The sequence below is a fragment of the Neisseria maigaei genome, from assembly GCF_958267405.1.
Taxonomy (GTDB): domain Bacteria; phylum Pseudomonadota; class Gammaproteobacteria; order Burkholderiales; family Neisseriaceae; genus Neisseria; species Neisseria bergeri.
In genome coordinates this window covers 79,515-93,890 of record NZ_CATQFT010000009.1, presented here as the reverse complement: position 1 = coordinate 93,890, position 14,376 = coordinate 79,515, and the positions used below count along the sequence as shown (strand labels likewise).

The window sequence follows — 14,376 nt, the reverse complement described above, 5'->3', positions numbered from 1 at the left end:
CACATGGAACATTACTTAAGCCTCTTTGTAAAATCCGTCTTTCTGGAAAACATGGCACTGTCCTTCTTCTTGGGGATGTGTACGTTTTTGGCGGTATCTAAAAAAGTATCCACTGCATTCGGTTTGGGCGTTGCCGTCACTTTCGTACTCGGCCTGTCCGTCCCTGCCAACCAACTCGTTTATTCGCTGCTGAAAGACGGTGCGCTGGTTGAAGGCGTGGATTTGACCTTCCTGAAATTCATCACCTTCATCGGCGTGATTGCCGCTTTGGTGCAGATTTTGGAAATGTTCTTGGACAAATTCGTCCCTGCCCTCTACAACGCATTGGGTATCTACCTGCCTCTGATTACCGTAAACTGCGCGATTTTCGGTGCCGTATCGTTTATGGCGCAACGCGAATACAACTTCGGCGAGTCCGTTGTATACGGTTTCGGCGCGGGTTTGGGCTGGATGTTGGCGATTGTCGCTTTGGCGGGCATTACCGAAAAAATGAAATATTCGGACGCTCCCAAAGGCCTCAAAGGCTTGGGCATTACCTTTATCGCCGCTGGCCTGATGGCGATGGCGTTTATGTCGTTCTCCGGCATCCAGTTATAAGAAAGGGACCGGTATGGAGATTATTTTAGGTATTGTGATGTTTACCGTCATCGTCTTGGCTTTGGCACTGATGATTCTGTTTGCCAAATCCAAGTTGGTGAGCGAAGGCGACATCACCATCAAAGTCAATAACGAAAAAGAGCTGATGATGCCCGCCGGCGGCAAACTCTTGGGCGCGCTTGCCAGCCAAGGTATTTTTGTTCCTTCCGCCTGTGGTGGCGGCGGCTCGTGCGGACAATGCCGCGTCGTCGTAAAAAGCGGCGGCGGCGACATCCTGCCGACCGAGCTGTCCCACATCAGCAAACGCGAAGCACGCGAAGGCTGCCGTCTGTCTTGTCAGGTCAACGTCAAAACCGATATGGACATTGAGGTACCCGAAGAAGTGTTCGGCGTGAAAAAATGGGAATGCACCGTCATCTCCAATGACAACAAAGCCACGTTCATTAAAGAACTCAAGCTTGCCATTCCTGAAGGCGAAGAAGTCCCCTTCCGCGCCGGCGGTTACATTCAAATTGAAGCTCCTCCTCACACTGTTGCCTACAAAGACTTTGACATTCCTAAGGAATATCACGAAGACTGGGACAAATACAATCTGTGGCAATATGTTTCCAAAGTGGACGAGCCGATTTTGCGCGCCTACTCTATGGCTTCATACCCTGAAGAAAAAGGCATCATTATGCTGAACGTGCGTATCGCCACGCCGCCGCCGCGCGTACCCGATGCGCCCCCGGGACAAATGTCGTCCTACATTTGGTCGCTCAAACCCGGCGACAAAGTAACCATCTCCGGCCCGTTCGGCGAATTTTTCGCCAAAGACACCGATGCCGAAATGGTATTTATCGGCGGCGGTGCAGGTATGGCGCCGATGCGCTCCCACATTTTCGACCAGTTGAAACGTTTGAACTCCAAACGCAAAATCACCTTCTGGTATGGTGCACGTTCCAAACGCGAGATGTTCTATGTTGAAGACTTCGACCAACTCGCGGCAGAATTCCCGAACTTCACGTGGCACGTCGCCCTATCCGACCCGCTGCCTGAAGACAACTGGGACGGCTACACGGGCTTCATTCACAACGTGGTTTACGAAAACCATCTGAAAAACCACGAAGCGCCGGAAGACTGCGAATTTTATATGTGCGGCCCGCCGATTATGAACCAGTCCGTCATCAAAATGCTCAAAGACTTGGGCGTGGAAGACGAAAACATCCTCTTGGACGATTTCGGCGGTTGAGTATTCGGCTTCAAATACAAAAGGAAGAAACTTCGGTTTCTTCCTTTTTCCATGCTAATGCCGTCTGAACACCCTTCAGACGGCATCGGCATAGAAACATACCGGTCGTTTTGCGATATAATTCAAGCCATTTGCCAAAACCGTCAAACACTATGCCGTCTGAAACACGCCTGCCGAACCTTATCCGCGCCTTGATATTTGCCCTGGGTTTCATCTTCCTGAACGCCTGTTCGGAACAAACCGCGCAAACCGTTACCCTTCAAGGCGAAACGATGGGTACGACCTATACCGTCAAATACCTTTCAAATAATCGAGACAAACTCCCCTCCCCCGCCGAAATACAAAAGCGCATCGATAACGCGCTTAAAGAAGTCAACCGGCAGATGTCCACCTATCAGCCTGATTCCGAAATCAGCCGGTTCAACCAACACACAGCCGGCAAACCCCTCCGCATTTCAAGCGACTTCGCACACGTTACTGCCGAAGCCGTCCGCCTGAACCGCCTGACGCACGGCGCACTGGACGTAACCGTCGGCCCTTTGGTCAACCTTTGGGGATTCGGCCCCGACAAATCCGTTACCCGTGAACCGTCGCCGGAACAAATCAAACAGGCGGCATCTTATACGGGCATAGACAAAATCATTCTGAAACAAGGCAAAGATTACGACTCATTGAGCAAAACCCACCCCAAGGCCTATTTGGATTTATCTTCGATTGCCAAAGGCTTCGGTGTCGATAAAGTTGCGGGCGAACTGGAAAAATACGGCATTCAAAATTATCTGGTCGAAATCGGCGGCGAGTTGCACGGCAAAGGCAAAAACGCGCGCGGCGAACCGTGGCGCATCGGTATCGAGCAGCCCAATATCGTCCAAGGCGGCAATACTCAAATCATCGTCCCGCTGAACAACCGTTCTCTTGCCACTTCCGGCGATTACCGTATTTTCCATGTCGATAAAAACGGCAAACGCCTCTCCCACATCATCAACCCGAACAACAAACGCCCCATCAGCCACAACCTCGCCTCCATCAGTGTTGTCGCAGACAGCGCGATGACGGCGGACGGCTTATCCACAGGATTATTTGTTTTAGGCGAAACCGAAGCCTTAAAGCTGGCAGAACAAGAAAAACTCGCCGTTTTCCTGATTGTCAGGGATAAGGGCGGCTACCGCACCGCCATGTCTTCCGAATTTGAAAAACTGCTCCGCTAAACACACAAACCAATTAGGAAACACCATGAAAACCCTGCTCCTCACCTTCGGCATCTTCCTGCTGGTCATCATCGGCATGGCGGTCGGCTATATCTTCTCCAAACGCACCATCAAAGGCAGTTGCGGCGGCATTACCGCTTTAGGTATGAAAAAAATGTGCGACTGCGACACACCTTGCGACACCCTGCAAAAGAAACTGGATGAAGAAAAACAGGCAGGCGGCATACGGGTTGACCGTTAACGCCGAAATATAGTGGATTAAATTTAAACCAGTACGGCGTTGCCTCACCTTGTCGTACTATTTGTACTGTCTGCGGCTTCGTCGCCTTGTCCTGATTTTTGTTAATCCACTATAAAATGCCGTCTGAAGCCCGACAGGCGGGTTCAGACGGCATTGCCGCTTTACTTCAATCGGTTTATACGCAAAACGCGCTTCAGGAAATAAATCAGATTATTCCCCAGGCGCCTTCAGGCTTCCTTCTGTGCCACCGTAACCATTGCAGGACGCAACACACGGTCAGACAGGGTATAGCCCTTCTTCATCACACCGACCACGGTATTGGGTTCCTGCTCGCTTGCCACCGCCTGCATTGCCTGATGAATATTGGGATCGAGCTTATCGCCCGCTTTAGGATTGATTTCCTTGATTTGCGTGGCATCAAATGCTTTCTGCAACTCGTTCAAAGTCATCTGCACGCCCATTTTCAGCGCATCAAAATTGCCGCTTTGATCCAAAAGTGCCATTTCCAGATAATCCTTGACCGGCAACATTTCCACGGCAAACTTCTGTCCGGCGAACTTGTGCGTATCGGCAATTTCCTGCTGATGGCGGCGGCGCAGGTTTTGCTCGTTTGCCAAAGCGCGCAGTTGTTCGTCTTTCAACTGCGCCTCCAGCTCGGCAATCCGCGCCTGCAAATCCTCATAAGCCGACCCGGCAGCAGCCTGTTCCTGCACACCGTCCGCATTTCCTACTGTCTCGACGGTTTCCACCGCCCCCACATTTTCAACCGCTTCTTCACTGTTTTGCTGTTGCTGCGTCTGTTCGCTCATATCGTATCCCTTAAAACAAATTGGAAATCAAAATCTGATTGCGCTGAATATAAGGACGCCGGAAAGAAACTTCAAGACGAAACAGAAAATCTCAAACTTATCTCCGAATACCCTACCGCAAAAACCATATAAACGGTAAGATACCGCCGACCTTATGCTTTTCAGACGGCATCCATTATGAAAAAAAACCATTTGAACACAAACGGTTTCGACCTCTGGCACACCATCCGCGAAGAAACCGCGGCCGCCGCCGCCGCCGAACCGATGCTGGCAAGTTTTTTGCACCAAACCGTGTTGCGCCATGAGTCCCTCGGCTCCGTCCTTGCCTACCACCTTTCCAGCAAACTCGGCAGCCCGATTATGGACGTGCGCGCGCTGTTTGAAATCTACCAGCAGGCGTTGGGCAGCGACACCCAAATCGGCAAATGTGTCGAAGCAGACTTAAAAGCCATCTACGAACGCGATCCCGCCTGCGACGAATATTCGCTGCCGCTTTTATATTTCAAAGGCTTCCACGCGATTCAGGCACACCGCATCAACCACCGGCTGTATCTCGACGGGCGCAAAACGCTGGCGTATTTCCTGCAAAACCGTATGTCCGAAGTATTCGGCGTGGACATCCATCCTGCCGCCCGTTTCGGATACGGACTGATGCTTGACCACGCCACCGGCTTTGTTGCCGGCGAGACTGCCGTTTTAGGCAACAACATTTCGATTCTACACGGCGTAACCTTAGGCGGTTCGGGCAAAGAAGGCGGCGACCGCCACCCCAAAATCGGCGACGGCGTGATGATCGGCGCAAACGCCTCAATATTGGGCAATATCCGCATCGGCAGCAATGCCAAAATCGGCGCGGGCAGCGTCGTGGTTTCAGACGTACCGCCGTCCATCACTGTTGTCGGCGTACCCGCCAAACCCGTGGCACGCGCACCCAAAACACCGTCGGCGGATATGGATCAAAATATCCAGTTTGCCGAAATCGACTTTATCATCTGAACACTCGTAAAAATGCCGTCTGAAATTTATTTCAGACGGCATTTCTTATTTCAAAAGCAAGATTAGCAGTAAAACAAACGCTATCGCCGCCAGCCACAGGCTTTGCCGCTGCTGCACTTTAACCAAATGAATATAGGCATCGCGCATTTCCTGCCGGCGCGCCTCATCGACCAAGGCATTGATTTTGCGCGGCAATGAAGGGATGATTTGCGCCCAGTCGGGGGCTTCGTTTTTGAGGTTGCGCCAAAGGGCTTTGGGACCGACCTGCCCGTTCATCCATTTCACCAAAAACGGTTTGGCGGTTTTCCACAAGTCCAAATCGGGATCGAGTTGTCGGCCCAGACCTTCGATGTTGAGCAGCGTTTTTTGCAGTAGCACAAGCTGCGGTTGGATTTCGACATTGAAGCAGCGGCTGACTTCAAACAGGCGCATCAGTACCAAGCCGAAGGAAATTTGCGAAATCGGCTTGTTGAACACCGGTTCGCACACGGCACGGACGGCGGCTTCCAATTCTTCCGCACGCGTATCGGCAGGCACCCATCCCGATTCGATGTGGGCGGTGGCGACACGGTGGTAATCGCGGTTGAAAAAAGCGAGGAAGTTGATGGCGAGATAACGTTTGTCGTAATCGGTCAGCGTGCCGACGATGCCGAAATCGAGGGCGATGTAGCGGTTGTCGGCGGCAACCAAAATATTGCCGGGGTGCATATCCGCGTGGAAAAAGCCGTCGCGGAAAACTTGCGTGAAAAAGATTTCCACGCCGTAATCGGCAAGTTTGTGCAAATCGATGCCGTCTGCTTTGAGTTTGGCGATGTCGGATACCGGCGTGCCGTCCATCCATTCAATCGTCAGCACGTCGCTGGTGCAGTAGTCGTAAAACACCTTGGGCACAATCAGCATATTGCTGTTTTGGAAATTGCGACCGAGCTGTCCGGCATTGGCGGCTTCGCGCATCAAATCCAACTCGTCGTGCAGATATTTGTCGAACTCCGCCACCACTTCGCGCGGCTTCAGACGCTTGCCGTCTGAAAACAAGCGTTCGACCCAAGCCGCGCCGAAACGCATCAGCGACAAGTCCTGTTCGATAAGGGGCAAGAGGTTGGGGCGCAAAACTTTGACCGCCACTCGTTCGCCCGAATGCAGGCGGGCTTTGTGTACTTGGGCGATGGACGCGCTGGCGACGGGCTCGGTTTCAAATTCCGCATACAGCTTTTCGATGGGCTGACCCAACGATTTTTCGATTTGTTCACGCGAAAGCCGCGCGTCAAAAGGCGGCACTTTGTCTTGCAGCTTTGCCAGTTCGACGGCGTAATCGTGCGGAATCAAATCGGGGCGTGTGGACAAAACCTGCCCGAACTTGATGAAAATCGCCCCCAGGCTTTCCAAGGCAAGGCGCAGACGGACGGCAGGCGGTTCGTTTTTCAATTTGGACGACTGCGGCATCATTTTCAGCAGAGCGCATATCCAACCGCTACCCATCAGCGAGGCGCACAGACCTGCCAGCCGATAGCGGTAAAGAGTCCCGACAATGACCGTCAGGCGTTTCAACCATTTCATATATAAAATCCCGAATACAGCATTTATCGGACAATCAAAAAATCTTACCGAGCAGATAGCCCAAAAAGGCAATCAGCAACCCGAAAACCAGCGGTTTGATATTGCGGGGCGGCGGCTCGGGTTGCGAAGGTGCGGAAATATCATCTTCCCGCCCGCCGTGAAGTTCAAGATATTCGGGCATTTCCCCATCCGCGCCTTCTCCTTCGCCCTCCCCTTCCTCTGGAGGCACAACCGTTTCCAACTCCATATATCTCCGGGTAATAATATCCAAACCCAAATAGCTGAAATAATCGTGCAACTCTTCCCGTTTCGCCCAAGTGCATTTTTCCTCAACCAGCACTTGCGGTTTGGAATCGAGGGACGCAATCAACCCTTCCGCCTTTTCTTCGCCGAGATTCTCCTTAAGGCACTCCCGGATAAGCCCGCGATCCACTTGGGGCGGGTAGGAAACATATACATCGTACAAATCGTTTCGGTAATCTTTACTCATCTCAATCATAAGGGAACAAATACGCCTGATACCGTTCCGCCCGTTCCTTCCGGGAAACCCGATTCATCTTCAAACAATCGGATTATATGTGAATTCATCCCGATAATATATTTTCCAAAAGTAAAAATGCCGTCTGAACGTTCAGACGGCATCACACGAACCAAGCGGTCATACGGAAAACGACGATCCGCAACCGCAGGTCGTTTCCGCATTGGGATTGCGGATGACGAATTGCGAACCCTGCAAACTTTCCGTATAGTCGATTTCCGCACCGACCAGATATTGATAGCTCATCGGATCGACCAAAAAGACCAAACCGTTTTTCTCAATTTCAAAATCGTCGTCGTTTTTGATTTCGTCAAAAGTAAATCCGTACTGGAAACCCGAGCAGCCGCCGCCGTTGACAAAAACCCGCAATTTCAAATCGGGGTTGTTTTCTTCGGCAATCAAATCGGCAACTTTGGCACAGCAGCTGTCAGTAAAAATAATGGGGCTTTCATCCGACATGGTGTTATTCCTTAATATAGTATTTTCTGCATTCTCTCTCAAACCCCCTTCAAAGGCAAGCAGGCTTCGCCTTTGAAAAAGGAATTGTTCCAATAGATAAGTTTGACCGCCTGCAATTTCAAGCCCCAAACTCAAATCGTCCTGCCGAACCACTCGACACGCCCGATAATCTCCACATCATCGGTCAAGTCGTTCAAATTGATTTCAAAAGCAGGATAAGCCTCGTTTGCAGAAATCACATTGATAATCCCGCCGGGGACGATTTGCAGGCGTTTGACCAACAGGTTTTCATTAATCCGCAACACATACAGTCCGTCCTTCGGCGTATTCTCGCTATGGTTGACCAAAATCGAATCCCCGTCATTCAAAACCCCCTCCATCGAATCCCCCTTGACGGAAATTACAGACAGGTTTTTCACATCACGGGTAACATAATTCTCAATCCAATGCCGTCTGAACGCCATTGTAAATACCGGTTCCTCATGATCGACAAACTGCCCGTATCCCGCAGCCGCCCGAATATCATATCTCGGCACGAAGACAAACTCGTCCGTATCGACTTCATTGCCCAAGGTATCGTAAGCAAGGGATTTTTTTGGGGCTTCATCCGGAAACGGATTACCCTCCCCCGTCAGCAGCCAATCGATACTACACCCCTTCAACTGCTTGATTTTTTTTAATGTTTCAGACTTCGGCAGACCGCCTTCATTCCATATCCTGCTGAAGCCCGCAATCGTCATTTCAATATCGGATGCGATTTTTGCCTGCTTCGCTTCGCTTTTCCATAAAAAAACCAGTCTGTCTTTAAAGGTTTCCATAAATATCCTTCCGCTCCCCTTCATTCAATCATCTAAAGTAAACATAAAATATATTTTACATTAGCTATCCCAAAAACGGAATAACTATGATAAACTAAATTCAAGTTATGATTTTTCTTACTCAATGCATAATTTTTCAGATTTTCCATAGATTTGATCCTGAATTGACAGAAAAAGGATAGAAAAATGAAGAAAACCGGCAAATATCTTATCTATACTACGGCATTTACCGCATTCTGCTTTGCCTTCCAAGAAAACCGTTCTGAAGCCAAACAGCCCGACATCACTTTATCCGCATCCCTGTGCGAACAATTCAATATGCTGAACGCCAAAGATATGGATGCAGAACAAGTCTCCCTTTCCAAAGAATGCGACATCATCGAGTCTTCACACGACTGGGAAAAAGAGTACGGCAACTTGAACGAACAGGAAATGCTCGCCGGCATCGTCTATGAATAAACCTGCCTGCCATTTGAAATATTATGCTGGAATGCATTGGAGCCAAATGTATTAAATCAAATATAAAACCAATATATTCATAAAGTTACATACTTATACCCGTACTGTGGCTTGAAACAGCCCGCCGCCCGCCCTATTTACAGCCCATCGGGACAAAATGTTCCAACATATTTCGCAAAATAAGCAAAATCAAATAGGAGTATCCACATGGCAAAAGTCATCGGTATCGACTTAGGTACAACCAACTCTTGTGTATCCATTTCTGAAAACGGTCAAACCAAAGTCATTGAAAACGCAGAAGGCGCACGCACCACGCCGTCCGTCATCGCTTATCTGGACGGCGGCGAAATCCTCGTCGGTGCACCTGCAAAACGCCAAGCGGTAACCAACGCTAAAAACACTATTTATGCCGCCAAACGTTTGATTGGTCATAAATTTGAAGATAAAGAAGTCCAACGCGACATCGAATCTATGCCTTTTGAAATCATCAAAGCCAACAACGGCGATGCGTGGGTGAAAGCACAAGGCAAAGAGCTGTCCCCGCCGCAAGTTTCCGCAGAAGTCCTGCGTAAAATGAAAGAAGCCGCCGAGGCTTACTTGGGCGAGAAAGTAACCGAAGCCGTGATTACCGTCCCGGCCTACTTCAACGACAGCCAACGTCAAGCGACTAAAGACGCAGGCCGCATCGCCGGTTTGGACGTAAAACGCATCATCAACGAGCCGACCGCTGCCGCTTTGGCATTCGGTATGGACAAAGGCGACAACAAAGACCGCAAAGTAGCCGTATATGACTTGGGCGGCGGCACTTTCGATATTTCCATCATCGAAATCGCCAACCTCGACGGCGACAAACAATTTGAAGTTTTGGCAACCAACGGCGACACCTTCTTGGGCGGCGAAGACTTCGACCAACGCTTGATTGACCACATCATCGCCGAGTTCAAAAAAGAACAAGGCATTGATTTGAAACAAGACGTGATGGCTTTGCAACGCCTGAAAGAAGCTGCCGAAAAAGCCAAAATCGAATTGTCCAGCGGTCAGCAAACCGAAATCAACCTGCCATACATCACCATGGACGCAACCGGTCCGAAACACTTGGCGATGAAAATTACCCGCGCCAAATTCGAGAGCCTGGTTGAAGACCTGATTGCCCGCTCTATCGAACCTTGCAAAATCGCATTGAAAGATGCCGGCTTGAGCACCGGCGACATCGACGACGTGATTTTGGTCGGCGGTCAGTCCCGTATGCCGAAAGTACAAGAAGCCGTTAGAGACTTCTTCGGCAAAGAACCGCGCAAAGACGTGAACCCTGACGAAGCCGTTGCCGTAGGCGCGGCGATTCAAGGCGAAGTATTGAGCGGCGGCCGCAGCGATGTATTGCTGCTGGACGTAACGCCCCTGTCTTTGGGTATCGAAACCATGGGCGGCGTGATGACCAAGCTGATTCAGAAGAACACCACCATCCCGACCAAAGCGTCGCAAGTGTTCTCTACCGCCGAAGACAACCAAAGCGCAGTAACCATCCATGTGCTGCAAGGCGAACGCGAACGCGCCTCCGCCAACAAATCTTTGGGTCAGTTCAACTTGGGCGACATCGCACCCGCACCGCGCGGCATGCCGCAAATCGAAGTAACCTTCGACATTGACGCCAATGGGATCCTGCACGTTTCCGCCAAAGACAAAGGCACAGGCAAAGCCGCCAACATCACCATCCAAGGTTCTTCAGGTTTGAGCGAAGAAGAAATCGAACGCATGGTGAAAGATGCCGAAGCCAATGCCGAGGAAGATAAAAAACTGACTGAATTGGTCGCTTCCCGCAACCAAGCCGAAGCCCTGATTCACTCCGTGAAAAAATCTTTGACCGACTACGGCGACAAACTCGACGCAGCCGAGAAAGAAAAAATCGAAGCCGCGCTGAAAGAAGCCGAAGAAGCCGTGAAAGGCGACGACAAAGCCGCCATCGATGCCAAAGCCGAAGCTTTGGGTGCAGCCAGCCAAAAACTGGGCGAAATGGTTTACGCGCAAGCGCAAGCCGAAGCCCAAACCAGCGAGGGCGCACAAGCGGACGCATCATCCCAAAAAGACGATGACGTGGTCGATGCGGACTTTACCGAAGTAAAAGACGACAAAAAATAATTAATGCCGTCTGAAAAAAGCGCGAACCGTTTGGTTCGCGCTTTTTTAGGCTGTGTTTTAATATAGTGCCGACAGGCATACTCGGCTTCAAGGTATTTAATAGGATAGGTTTCTACCCAACCGAAAAAATAATTTTCTTTTCCCTGACAAATAGTTGCAATCAACGGATTATTAAAATACAGCCTTTCTTATCAGCCGCTGCAAAAACGACAGTATGGCAACAGTTCCAAATCAATCTGCCGCAACGCTCCAAAAATCAAGTTTCAACCGATGTATCATGCTCTAGGCGTTTTTATATCATTTTCTTGTTTACTTAAAATATTTTTAATAGGATAATAAATAATTATTATTATCAAAGGCTGGAAAATGAAACCGAATCCGCTCCTATGGGCTTTGATGACCGTTTTTTCCGTTGCGCCATCTTGGGCAGAACAACTAGCAAATACTGAAGAAATACAATCCGTCAAAACCTTCTCCCCTCCCAAACTGATTGCACCGACCGCAGCGCAAGGCTATTTCCCAGAAAACCAATTCGACCGCACCGACCGCAGCGATTATTACTTTATTACTGAAAACATAGACCAAGCCTTCCGTCCGCTGAAGGCAAACAGCGGTTTTTACGGCAAAAGCTTTTACAACTCCATTACCACGCAAGCGCGTGGGGCGAAGGTATACGGCGTAGCCAACCTCAATCACACCAAGGCAAACGGCTACAAAGATGGCGGTGGGCGCGACACCGATTGGAAATACAGCCGCTTCAATCAGGCTTTGGTACTCGGTTTCGTGCCGTCTGAAAATCAAGAATACCGTCTCACTTATCTGCACGACGACATCAACAACGACCGCCAGCCGCAGTTCGTCAACGACGCATTGGACACCGAACGCCACATCTCCAAACTCAACGCACGTTGGGGCAATGCCGATTTAAGCAATACGGTCAGCGCGGAAGCAGCCGTAATCAAACTCAAACGCCGCGCCGACAATTACTCCCTGCGTCAAAACAATACGCAGCAGAAAGTGTTCGTAGAACTTGACCGCAAAGTGTACGACTTCTCGCTCAAACACGATGCAGATTTCGGCAAGTTCCACAACACCGCTGCCGTCAGCTACCGCAACGACAGCCAAAACGGCAAGCGCAACGCCCACACTCCCATGCGCGACTTTCTCAACAGCTACCGTTTCGCCGATGTGCACATCGACCGCTGGCGCATTGCCGATACCCTGTCTTACAAGTTTGACGACCGACACAAACTGGGCTTGGGTTTAAGCTACGAGCTCAACGAAGCGGACGTTCGCAAAAATACAGTGCAGCCCGCCCATCCGATGAACCGCAATCTCGCCTTCGCCTCAGCGCAGCAAATCTGGAAAACCCATTACGGCTACGACTTCAACGGTAAAGTGCGCCGTCATGCTTTGTCGGGCGAACTCAAATACGATTTCACGCCGTCTGAAACGCAAAAATACAGCGTTTCCCTCGCTCACTTAGAACGAATCGGCGACAACACCGAACGCTTCAACTCGCTTGCCGCCATCGTGCAAGACCGTACGAACGGCGCATTAACAAATTCCAAACCGGCCGCCGCCATCGCAGGCAATCCCCTGCTGAAAACTGAAAAACACAACCGCATCAAGCTCACCGCCGACAGCCGCAACGACTACTACAACGGCTACATGAACTCGTTGGCAGGCGCAGGCTGGAACGTGGGCGGCACGCTTGTGGCGGACAAAGTCAAAGACCTGATTATTTTTGACCGCGCACACGGACAAAGCGGCACGGCTTCCAAAGGCGGCGGCATCATCACACGCAACGTGGACGCACGATTGTTTACCGCGCAGGCCTACGCGCGTTACAACTTCAATCCGCATTGGGCGGCAGGCATCAAAGCCGCCTACAACTACGGACACAACGAAACCGACGGCAGACCTCTCTATCAAATCCGTCCGTTTGAAGCCGCCGTCCAAGCCGACTACAAAAACTACTTTACCTACGGCAGCTACAACATCGGCGCGGCGACACGCTTTGTCGCCAAACAAACGCGCGGCGATTTTGACGCGGCAAGCAGTCTGGGCATAGACAAACGCGAAGCCGCCAAAGGCTTTACCGTTGCCGATGTGTACGCAGGCGTAAACATCAAAGACAAATACGGCTTGCGCTTGGGCGTGAACAACGTGTTCAACAAAAAATACGCCGAACACATCAGCGGCGACCACGTCCTCGCCCTGTCGCCCAGCGTGGTGTATGCACCAGGCAGGACATATTGGTTGAGTTTGCATGCGGCTTTTTAAAATCAGGCCGTCTGAAAGAATGCCTGCATTGGCTTATTAAGAATTAGGAGATAAAAAATGGAACTGAAAAGACGCGATTTCTTAAAAATGACCGCCGCTCTGGCAGCCGCAGGCGTTTCGCCTTCTCTGCTTGCTGCCGGTAAAGAGCAATTTACCGTGTACGGCGCACCGGCGATGCCCAGCGTTACCATTGCCGTAGCGGCGTTGCAAGGTAAACTGGCGAAACAGGCGGACGTGTCGCTGAAAATCTGGCGTTCGCCCGACCAACTGCGTGCAGGCGTAGCAAGCGGACAATTTAAAGTCATGATGAGTCCGAGCAATGTCGGCGTAAACCTGCGCAACCAAGGGCAGAAAGTCGGCATGGTCAATATTTTGACCAACGGCATCACGCAGCTGATGTGCAAAGGCAGCGCGATTGCCTCGCCGCAGGATTTGATCGGCAAAAAAATCCTCGTGCCGTTTAAAAACGATATGCCTGACATCGTGCTGCAAGCCTTGTTGAAAAAACTGAAAATCGACGCACACAAAGTCGGCATCACTTACACAGCCACGCCGCCCGAAGCGGTGGGGCTGTTTTTAAGCAAAGACTACCACGCCGCCATCCTGCCTGAACCGATGGCAACCGCCAGCCTACTTAAAGGCAAAACCATGGGCGTAAACGTCGTGCGCGGCTTTGATTTGGTGAAAGCATGGGGACAAGCGTTTGACACCAAACCGCTGATTCCGATGGCAGGCATCATCGCCAACGAAGAATATTTCCACGCGCACAAAGCGCAGTTCGACCTCTTCCATCAGGATTTGAAAAACGCGCTCAACTGGATACTGGCCAACCGCCAAAGCGCAGCGAAAATCGGCAAAAACTACCTCCCCGCCCCCGAACCCGCCCTAGTCATGGGCTTGGACGGCGCGCGGCTGACGGTAACCAAAGGCAGCGAAGTGAAGAACGAGATTTTGAAGTTTTACGAAATCCTGATGCAGTTCAACCCGAAACTTTTGGGCGGCAAGCTGCCGGATAACGGGTTTTTCTTGGCTTAAAGGGAG

General features: G+C 50.7%; 16 protein-coding genes. 10 read left to right on the top strand and 6 right to left on the bottom strand.

Annotated elements, in window-relative coordinates:
- Positions 1–3: 3 nt before the first annotated feature.
- The 5 genes from nqrE to nqrM are packed head-to-tail and all read left to right on the top strand — an operon-like array spanning position 4 to position 3,277.
- On the top strand, positions 4–597 hold the full coding sequence (gene nqrE / locus Q3O06_RS04320; RefSeq protein ID WP_301817858.1) for an NADH:ubiquinone reductase (Na(+)-transporting) subunit E: 594 nt from the start codon (positions 4–6) through the stop codon (positions 595–597).
- Between the two features lie 13 nt (positions 598–610).
- A complete protein-coding gene (gene nqrF / locus Q3O06_RS04315) occupies positions 611–1,828 on the top strand; it encodes an NADH:ubiquinone reductase (Na(+)-transporting) subunit F (protein WP_301817857.1) in 1,218 nt (405 codons plus the stop codon).
- Between the two features lie 57 nt (positions 1,829–1,885).
- The gene (locus Q3O06_RS04310) at positions 1,886–2,023 is read left to right on the top strand and encodes a hypothetical protein (RefSeq protein WP_301817856.1); all 138 of its coding nucleotides are present in this window, start codon (positions 1,886–1,888) and stop codon (positions 2,021–2,023) included.
- Positions 1,981–3,036, top strand: coding sequence for an FAD:protein FMN transferase (locus tag Q3O06_RS04305; protein ID WP_301817855.1), 1,056 nt, complete (start codon positions 1,981–1,983; stop codon positions 3,034–3,036). Before Q3O06_RS04310 ends, Q3O06_RS04305 begins: the two co-directional genes overlap by 43 nt.
- 25 nt (positions 3,037–3,061) lie before the next feature.
- Complete coding sequence (gene nqrM / locus Q3O06_RS04300; RefSeq protein WP_002231930.1) at positions 3,062–3,277, top strand: (Na+)-NQR maturation NqrM; 216 nt, start codon at positions 3,062–3,064, stop codon at positions 3,275–3,277.
- A gap of 227 nt (positions 3,278–3,504) precedes the next feature.
- On the opposite strand, the gene grpE is transcribed toward nqrM, so the two are convergent.
- A complete protein-coding gene (gene grpE / locus Q3O06_RS04290; RefSeq protein ID WP_301817854.1) occupies positions 3,505–4,086 on the bottom strand; it encodes a nucleotide exchange factor GrpE in 582 nt (193 codons plus the stop codon).
- A 177-nt stretch (positions 4,087–4,263) separates the two neighbouring features.
- Between grpE and cysE the strand changes: the two genes are divergently transcribed.
- On the top strand, positions 4,264–5,082 hold the full coding sequence (gene cysE / locus Q3O06_RS04285) for a serine O-acetyltransferase (RefSeq protein ID WP_301817853.1): 819 nt from the start codon (positions 4,264–4,266) through the stop codon (positions 5,080–5,082).
- A 45-nt stretch (positions 5,083–5,127) separates the two neighbouring features.
- On the opposite strand, the gene ubiB is transcribed toward cysE, so the two are convergent.
- From ubiB to Q3O06_RS04260, 5 genes are all read right to left on the bottom strand, one after another.
- Positions 5,128–6,639, bottom strand: a complete 1,512-nt coding sequence (ubiB, locus tag Q3O06_RS04280; protein WP_301817852.1) for a ubiquinone biosynthesis regulatory protein kinase UbiB — start codon at positions 6,637–6,639, stop codon at positions 5,128–5,130.
- 34 nt (positions 6,640–6,673) lie between these two features.
- Entirely contained in the window at positions 6,674–7,138 is a 465-nt protein-coding gene (locus tag Q3O06_RS04275; protein WP_301817851.1) for a peptidase, read from the bottom strand.
- On the bottom strand, positions 7,135–7,281 hold the full coding sequence (locus Q3O06_RS04270) for a hypothetical protein (protein ID WP_167435405.1): 147 nt from the start codon (positions 7,279–7,281) through the stop codon (positions 7,135–7,137). The genes Q3O06_RS04275 and Q3O06_RS04270 overlap by 4 nt, the downstream gene beginning before the upstream one ends.
- Positions 7,282–7,297: 16 nt before the next feature.
- On the bottom strand, positions 7,298–7,636 hold the full coding sequence (erpA, locus tag Q3O06_RS04265; protein ID WP_002219692.1) for an iron-sulfur cluster insertion protein ErpA: 339 nt from the start codon (positions 7,634–7,636) through the stop codon (positions 7,298–7,300).
- A gap of 131 nt (positions 7,637–7,767) precedes the next feature.
- The gene (locus tag Q3O06_RS04260) at positions 7,768–8,454 is read right to left on the bottom strand and encodes a S24 family peptidase (protein WP_301673450.1); all 687 of its coding nucleotides are present in this window, start codon (positions 8,452–8,454) and stop codon (positions 7,768–7,770) included.
- Positions 8,455–8,640: 186 nt separating this feature from the next.
- On the opposite strand from Q3O06_RS04260, the gene Q3O06_RS04255 reads away from it, so the two are divergent.
- The 4 genes from Q3O06_RS04255 to Q3O06_RS04240 all read left to right on the top strand — a co-directional run bounded on the left by Q3O06_RS04255 (position 8,641) and on the right by Q3O06_RS04240 (position 14,370).
- Entirely contained in the window at positions 8,641–8,913 is a 273-nt protein-coding gene (locus tag Q3O06_RS04255) for a hypothetical protein (protein ID WP_107818505.1), read from the top strand.
- Between the two features lie 207 nt (positions 8,914–9,120).
- Positions 9,121–11,049 (top strand): molecular chaperone DnaK, encoded by a 1,929-nt coding sequence (gene dnaK, locus Q3O06_RS04250; protein WP_301817850.1) that lies wholly within the window; start codon positions 9,121–9,123, stop codon positions 11,047–11,049.
- 366 nt (positions 11,050–11,415) lie between these two features.
- Positions 11,416–13,335, top strand: coding sequence for a TonB-dependent receptor (locus Q3O06_RS04245; protein WP_301817849.1), 1,920 nt, complete (start codon positions 11,416–11,418; stop codon positions 13,333–13,335).
- A gap of 57 nt (positions 13,336–13,392) precedes the next feature.
- On the top strand, positions 13,393–14,370 hold the full coding sequence (locus tag Q3O06_RS04240; RefSeq protein ID WP_301817848.1) for an ABC transporter substrate-binding protein: 978 nt from the start codon (positions 13,393–13,395) through the stop codon (positions 14,368–14,370).
- Positions 14,371–14,376: the final 6 nt, after the last annotated feature.

Bases quoted from the DNA above. Each gene is read 5' to 3' on its own strand.
- nqrE (WP_301817858.1), top strand. From the start codon at position 4: ATGGAACATTACTTAAGCCTCTTTGTAAAATCCGTCTTTCTGGAAAAC.
- nqrF (WP_301817857.1), top strand. From the start codon at position 611: ATGGAGATTATTTTAGGTATTGTGATGTTTACCGTCATCGTCTTGGCT.
- Q3O06_RS04310 (WP_301817856.1), top strand. From the start codon at position 1,886: ATGCCGTCTGAACACCCTTCAGACGGCATCGGCATAGAAACATACCGG.
- Q3O06_RS04305 (WP_301817855.1), top strand. From the start codon at position 1,981: ATGCCGTCTGAAACACGCCTGCCGAACCTTATCCGCGCCTTGATATTT.
- nqrM (WP_002231930.1), top strand. From the start codon at position 3,062: ATGAAAACCCTGCTCCTCACCTTCGGCATCTTCCTGCTGGTCATCATC.
- grpE (WP_301817854.1), bottom strand. From the start codon at position 4,086: ATGAGCGAACAGACGCAGCAACAGCAAAACAGTGAAGAAGCGGTTGAA.
- cysE (WP_301817853.1), top strand. From the start codon at position 4,264: ATGAAAAAAAACCATTTGAACACAAACGGTTTCGACCTCTGGCACACC.
- ubiB (WP_301817852.1), bottom strand. From the start codon at position 6,639: ATGAAATGGTTGAAACGCCTGACGGTCATTGTCGGGACTCTTTACCGC.
- Q3O06_RS04275 (WP_301817851.1), bottom strand. From the start codon at position 7,138: ATGATTGAGATGAGTAAAGATTACCGAAACGATTTGTACGATGTATAT.
- Q3O06_RS04270 (WP_167435405.1), bottom strand. From the start codon at position 7,281: ATGCCGTCTGAACGTTCAGACGGCATTTTTACTTTTGGAAAATATATT.
- erpA (WP_002219692.1), bottom strand. From the start codon at position 7,636: ATGTCGGATGAAAGCCCCATTATTTTTACTGACAGCTGCTGTGCCAAA.
- Q3O06_RS04260 (WP_301673450.1), bottom strand. From the start codon at position 8,454: ATGGAAACCTTTAAAGACAGACTGGTTTTTTTATGGAAAAGCGAAGCG.
- Q3O06_RS04255 (WP_107818505.1), top strand. From the start codon at position 8,641: ATGAAGAAAACCGGCAAATATCTTATCTATACTACGGCATTTACCGCA.
- dnaK (WP_301817850.1), top strand. From the start codon at position 9,121: ATGGCAAAAGTCATCGGTATCGACTTAGGTACAACCAACTCTTGTGTA.
- Q3O06_RS04245 (WP_301817849.1), top strand. From the start codon at position 11,416: ATGAAACCGAATCCGCTCCTATGGGCTTTGATGACCGTTTTTTCCGTT.
- Q3O06_RS04240 (WP_301817848.1), top strand. From the start codon at position 13,393: ATGGAACTGAAAAGACGCGATTTCTTAAAAATGACCGCCGCTCTGGCA.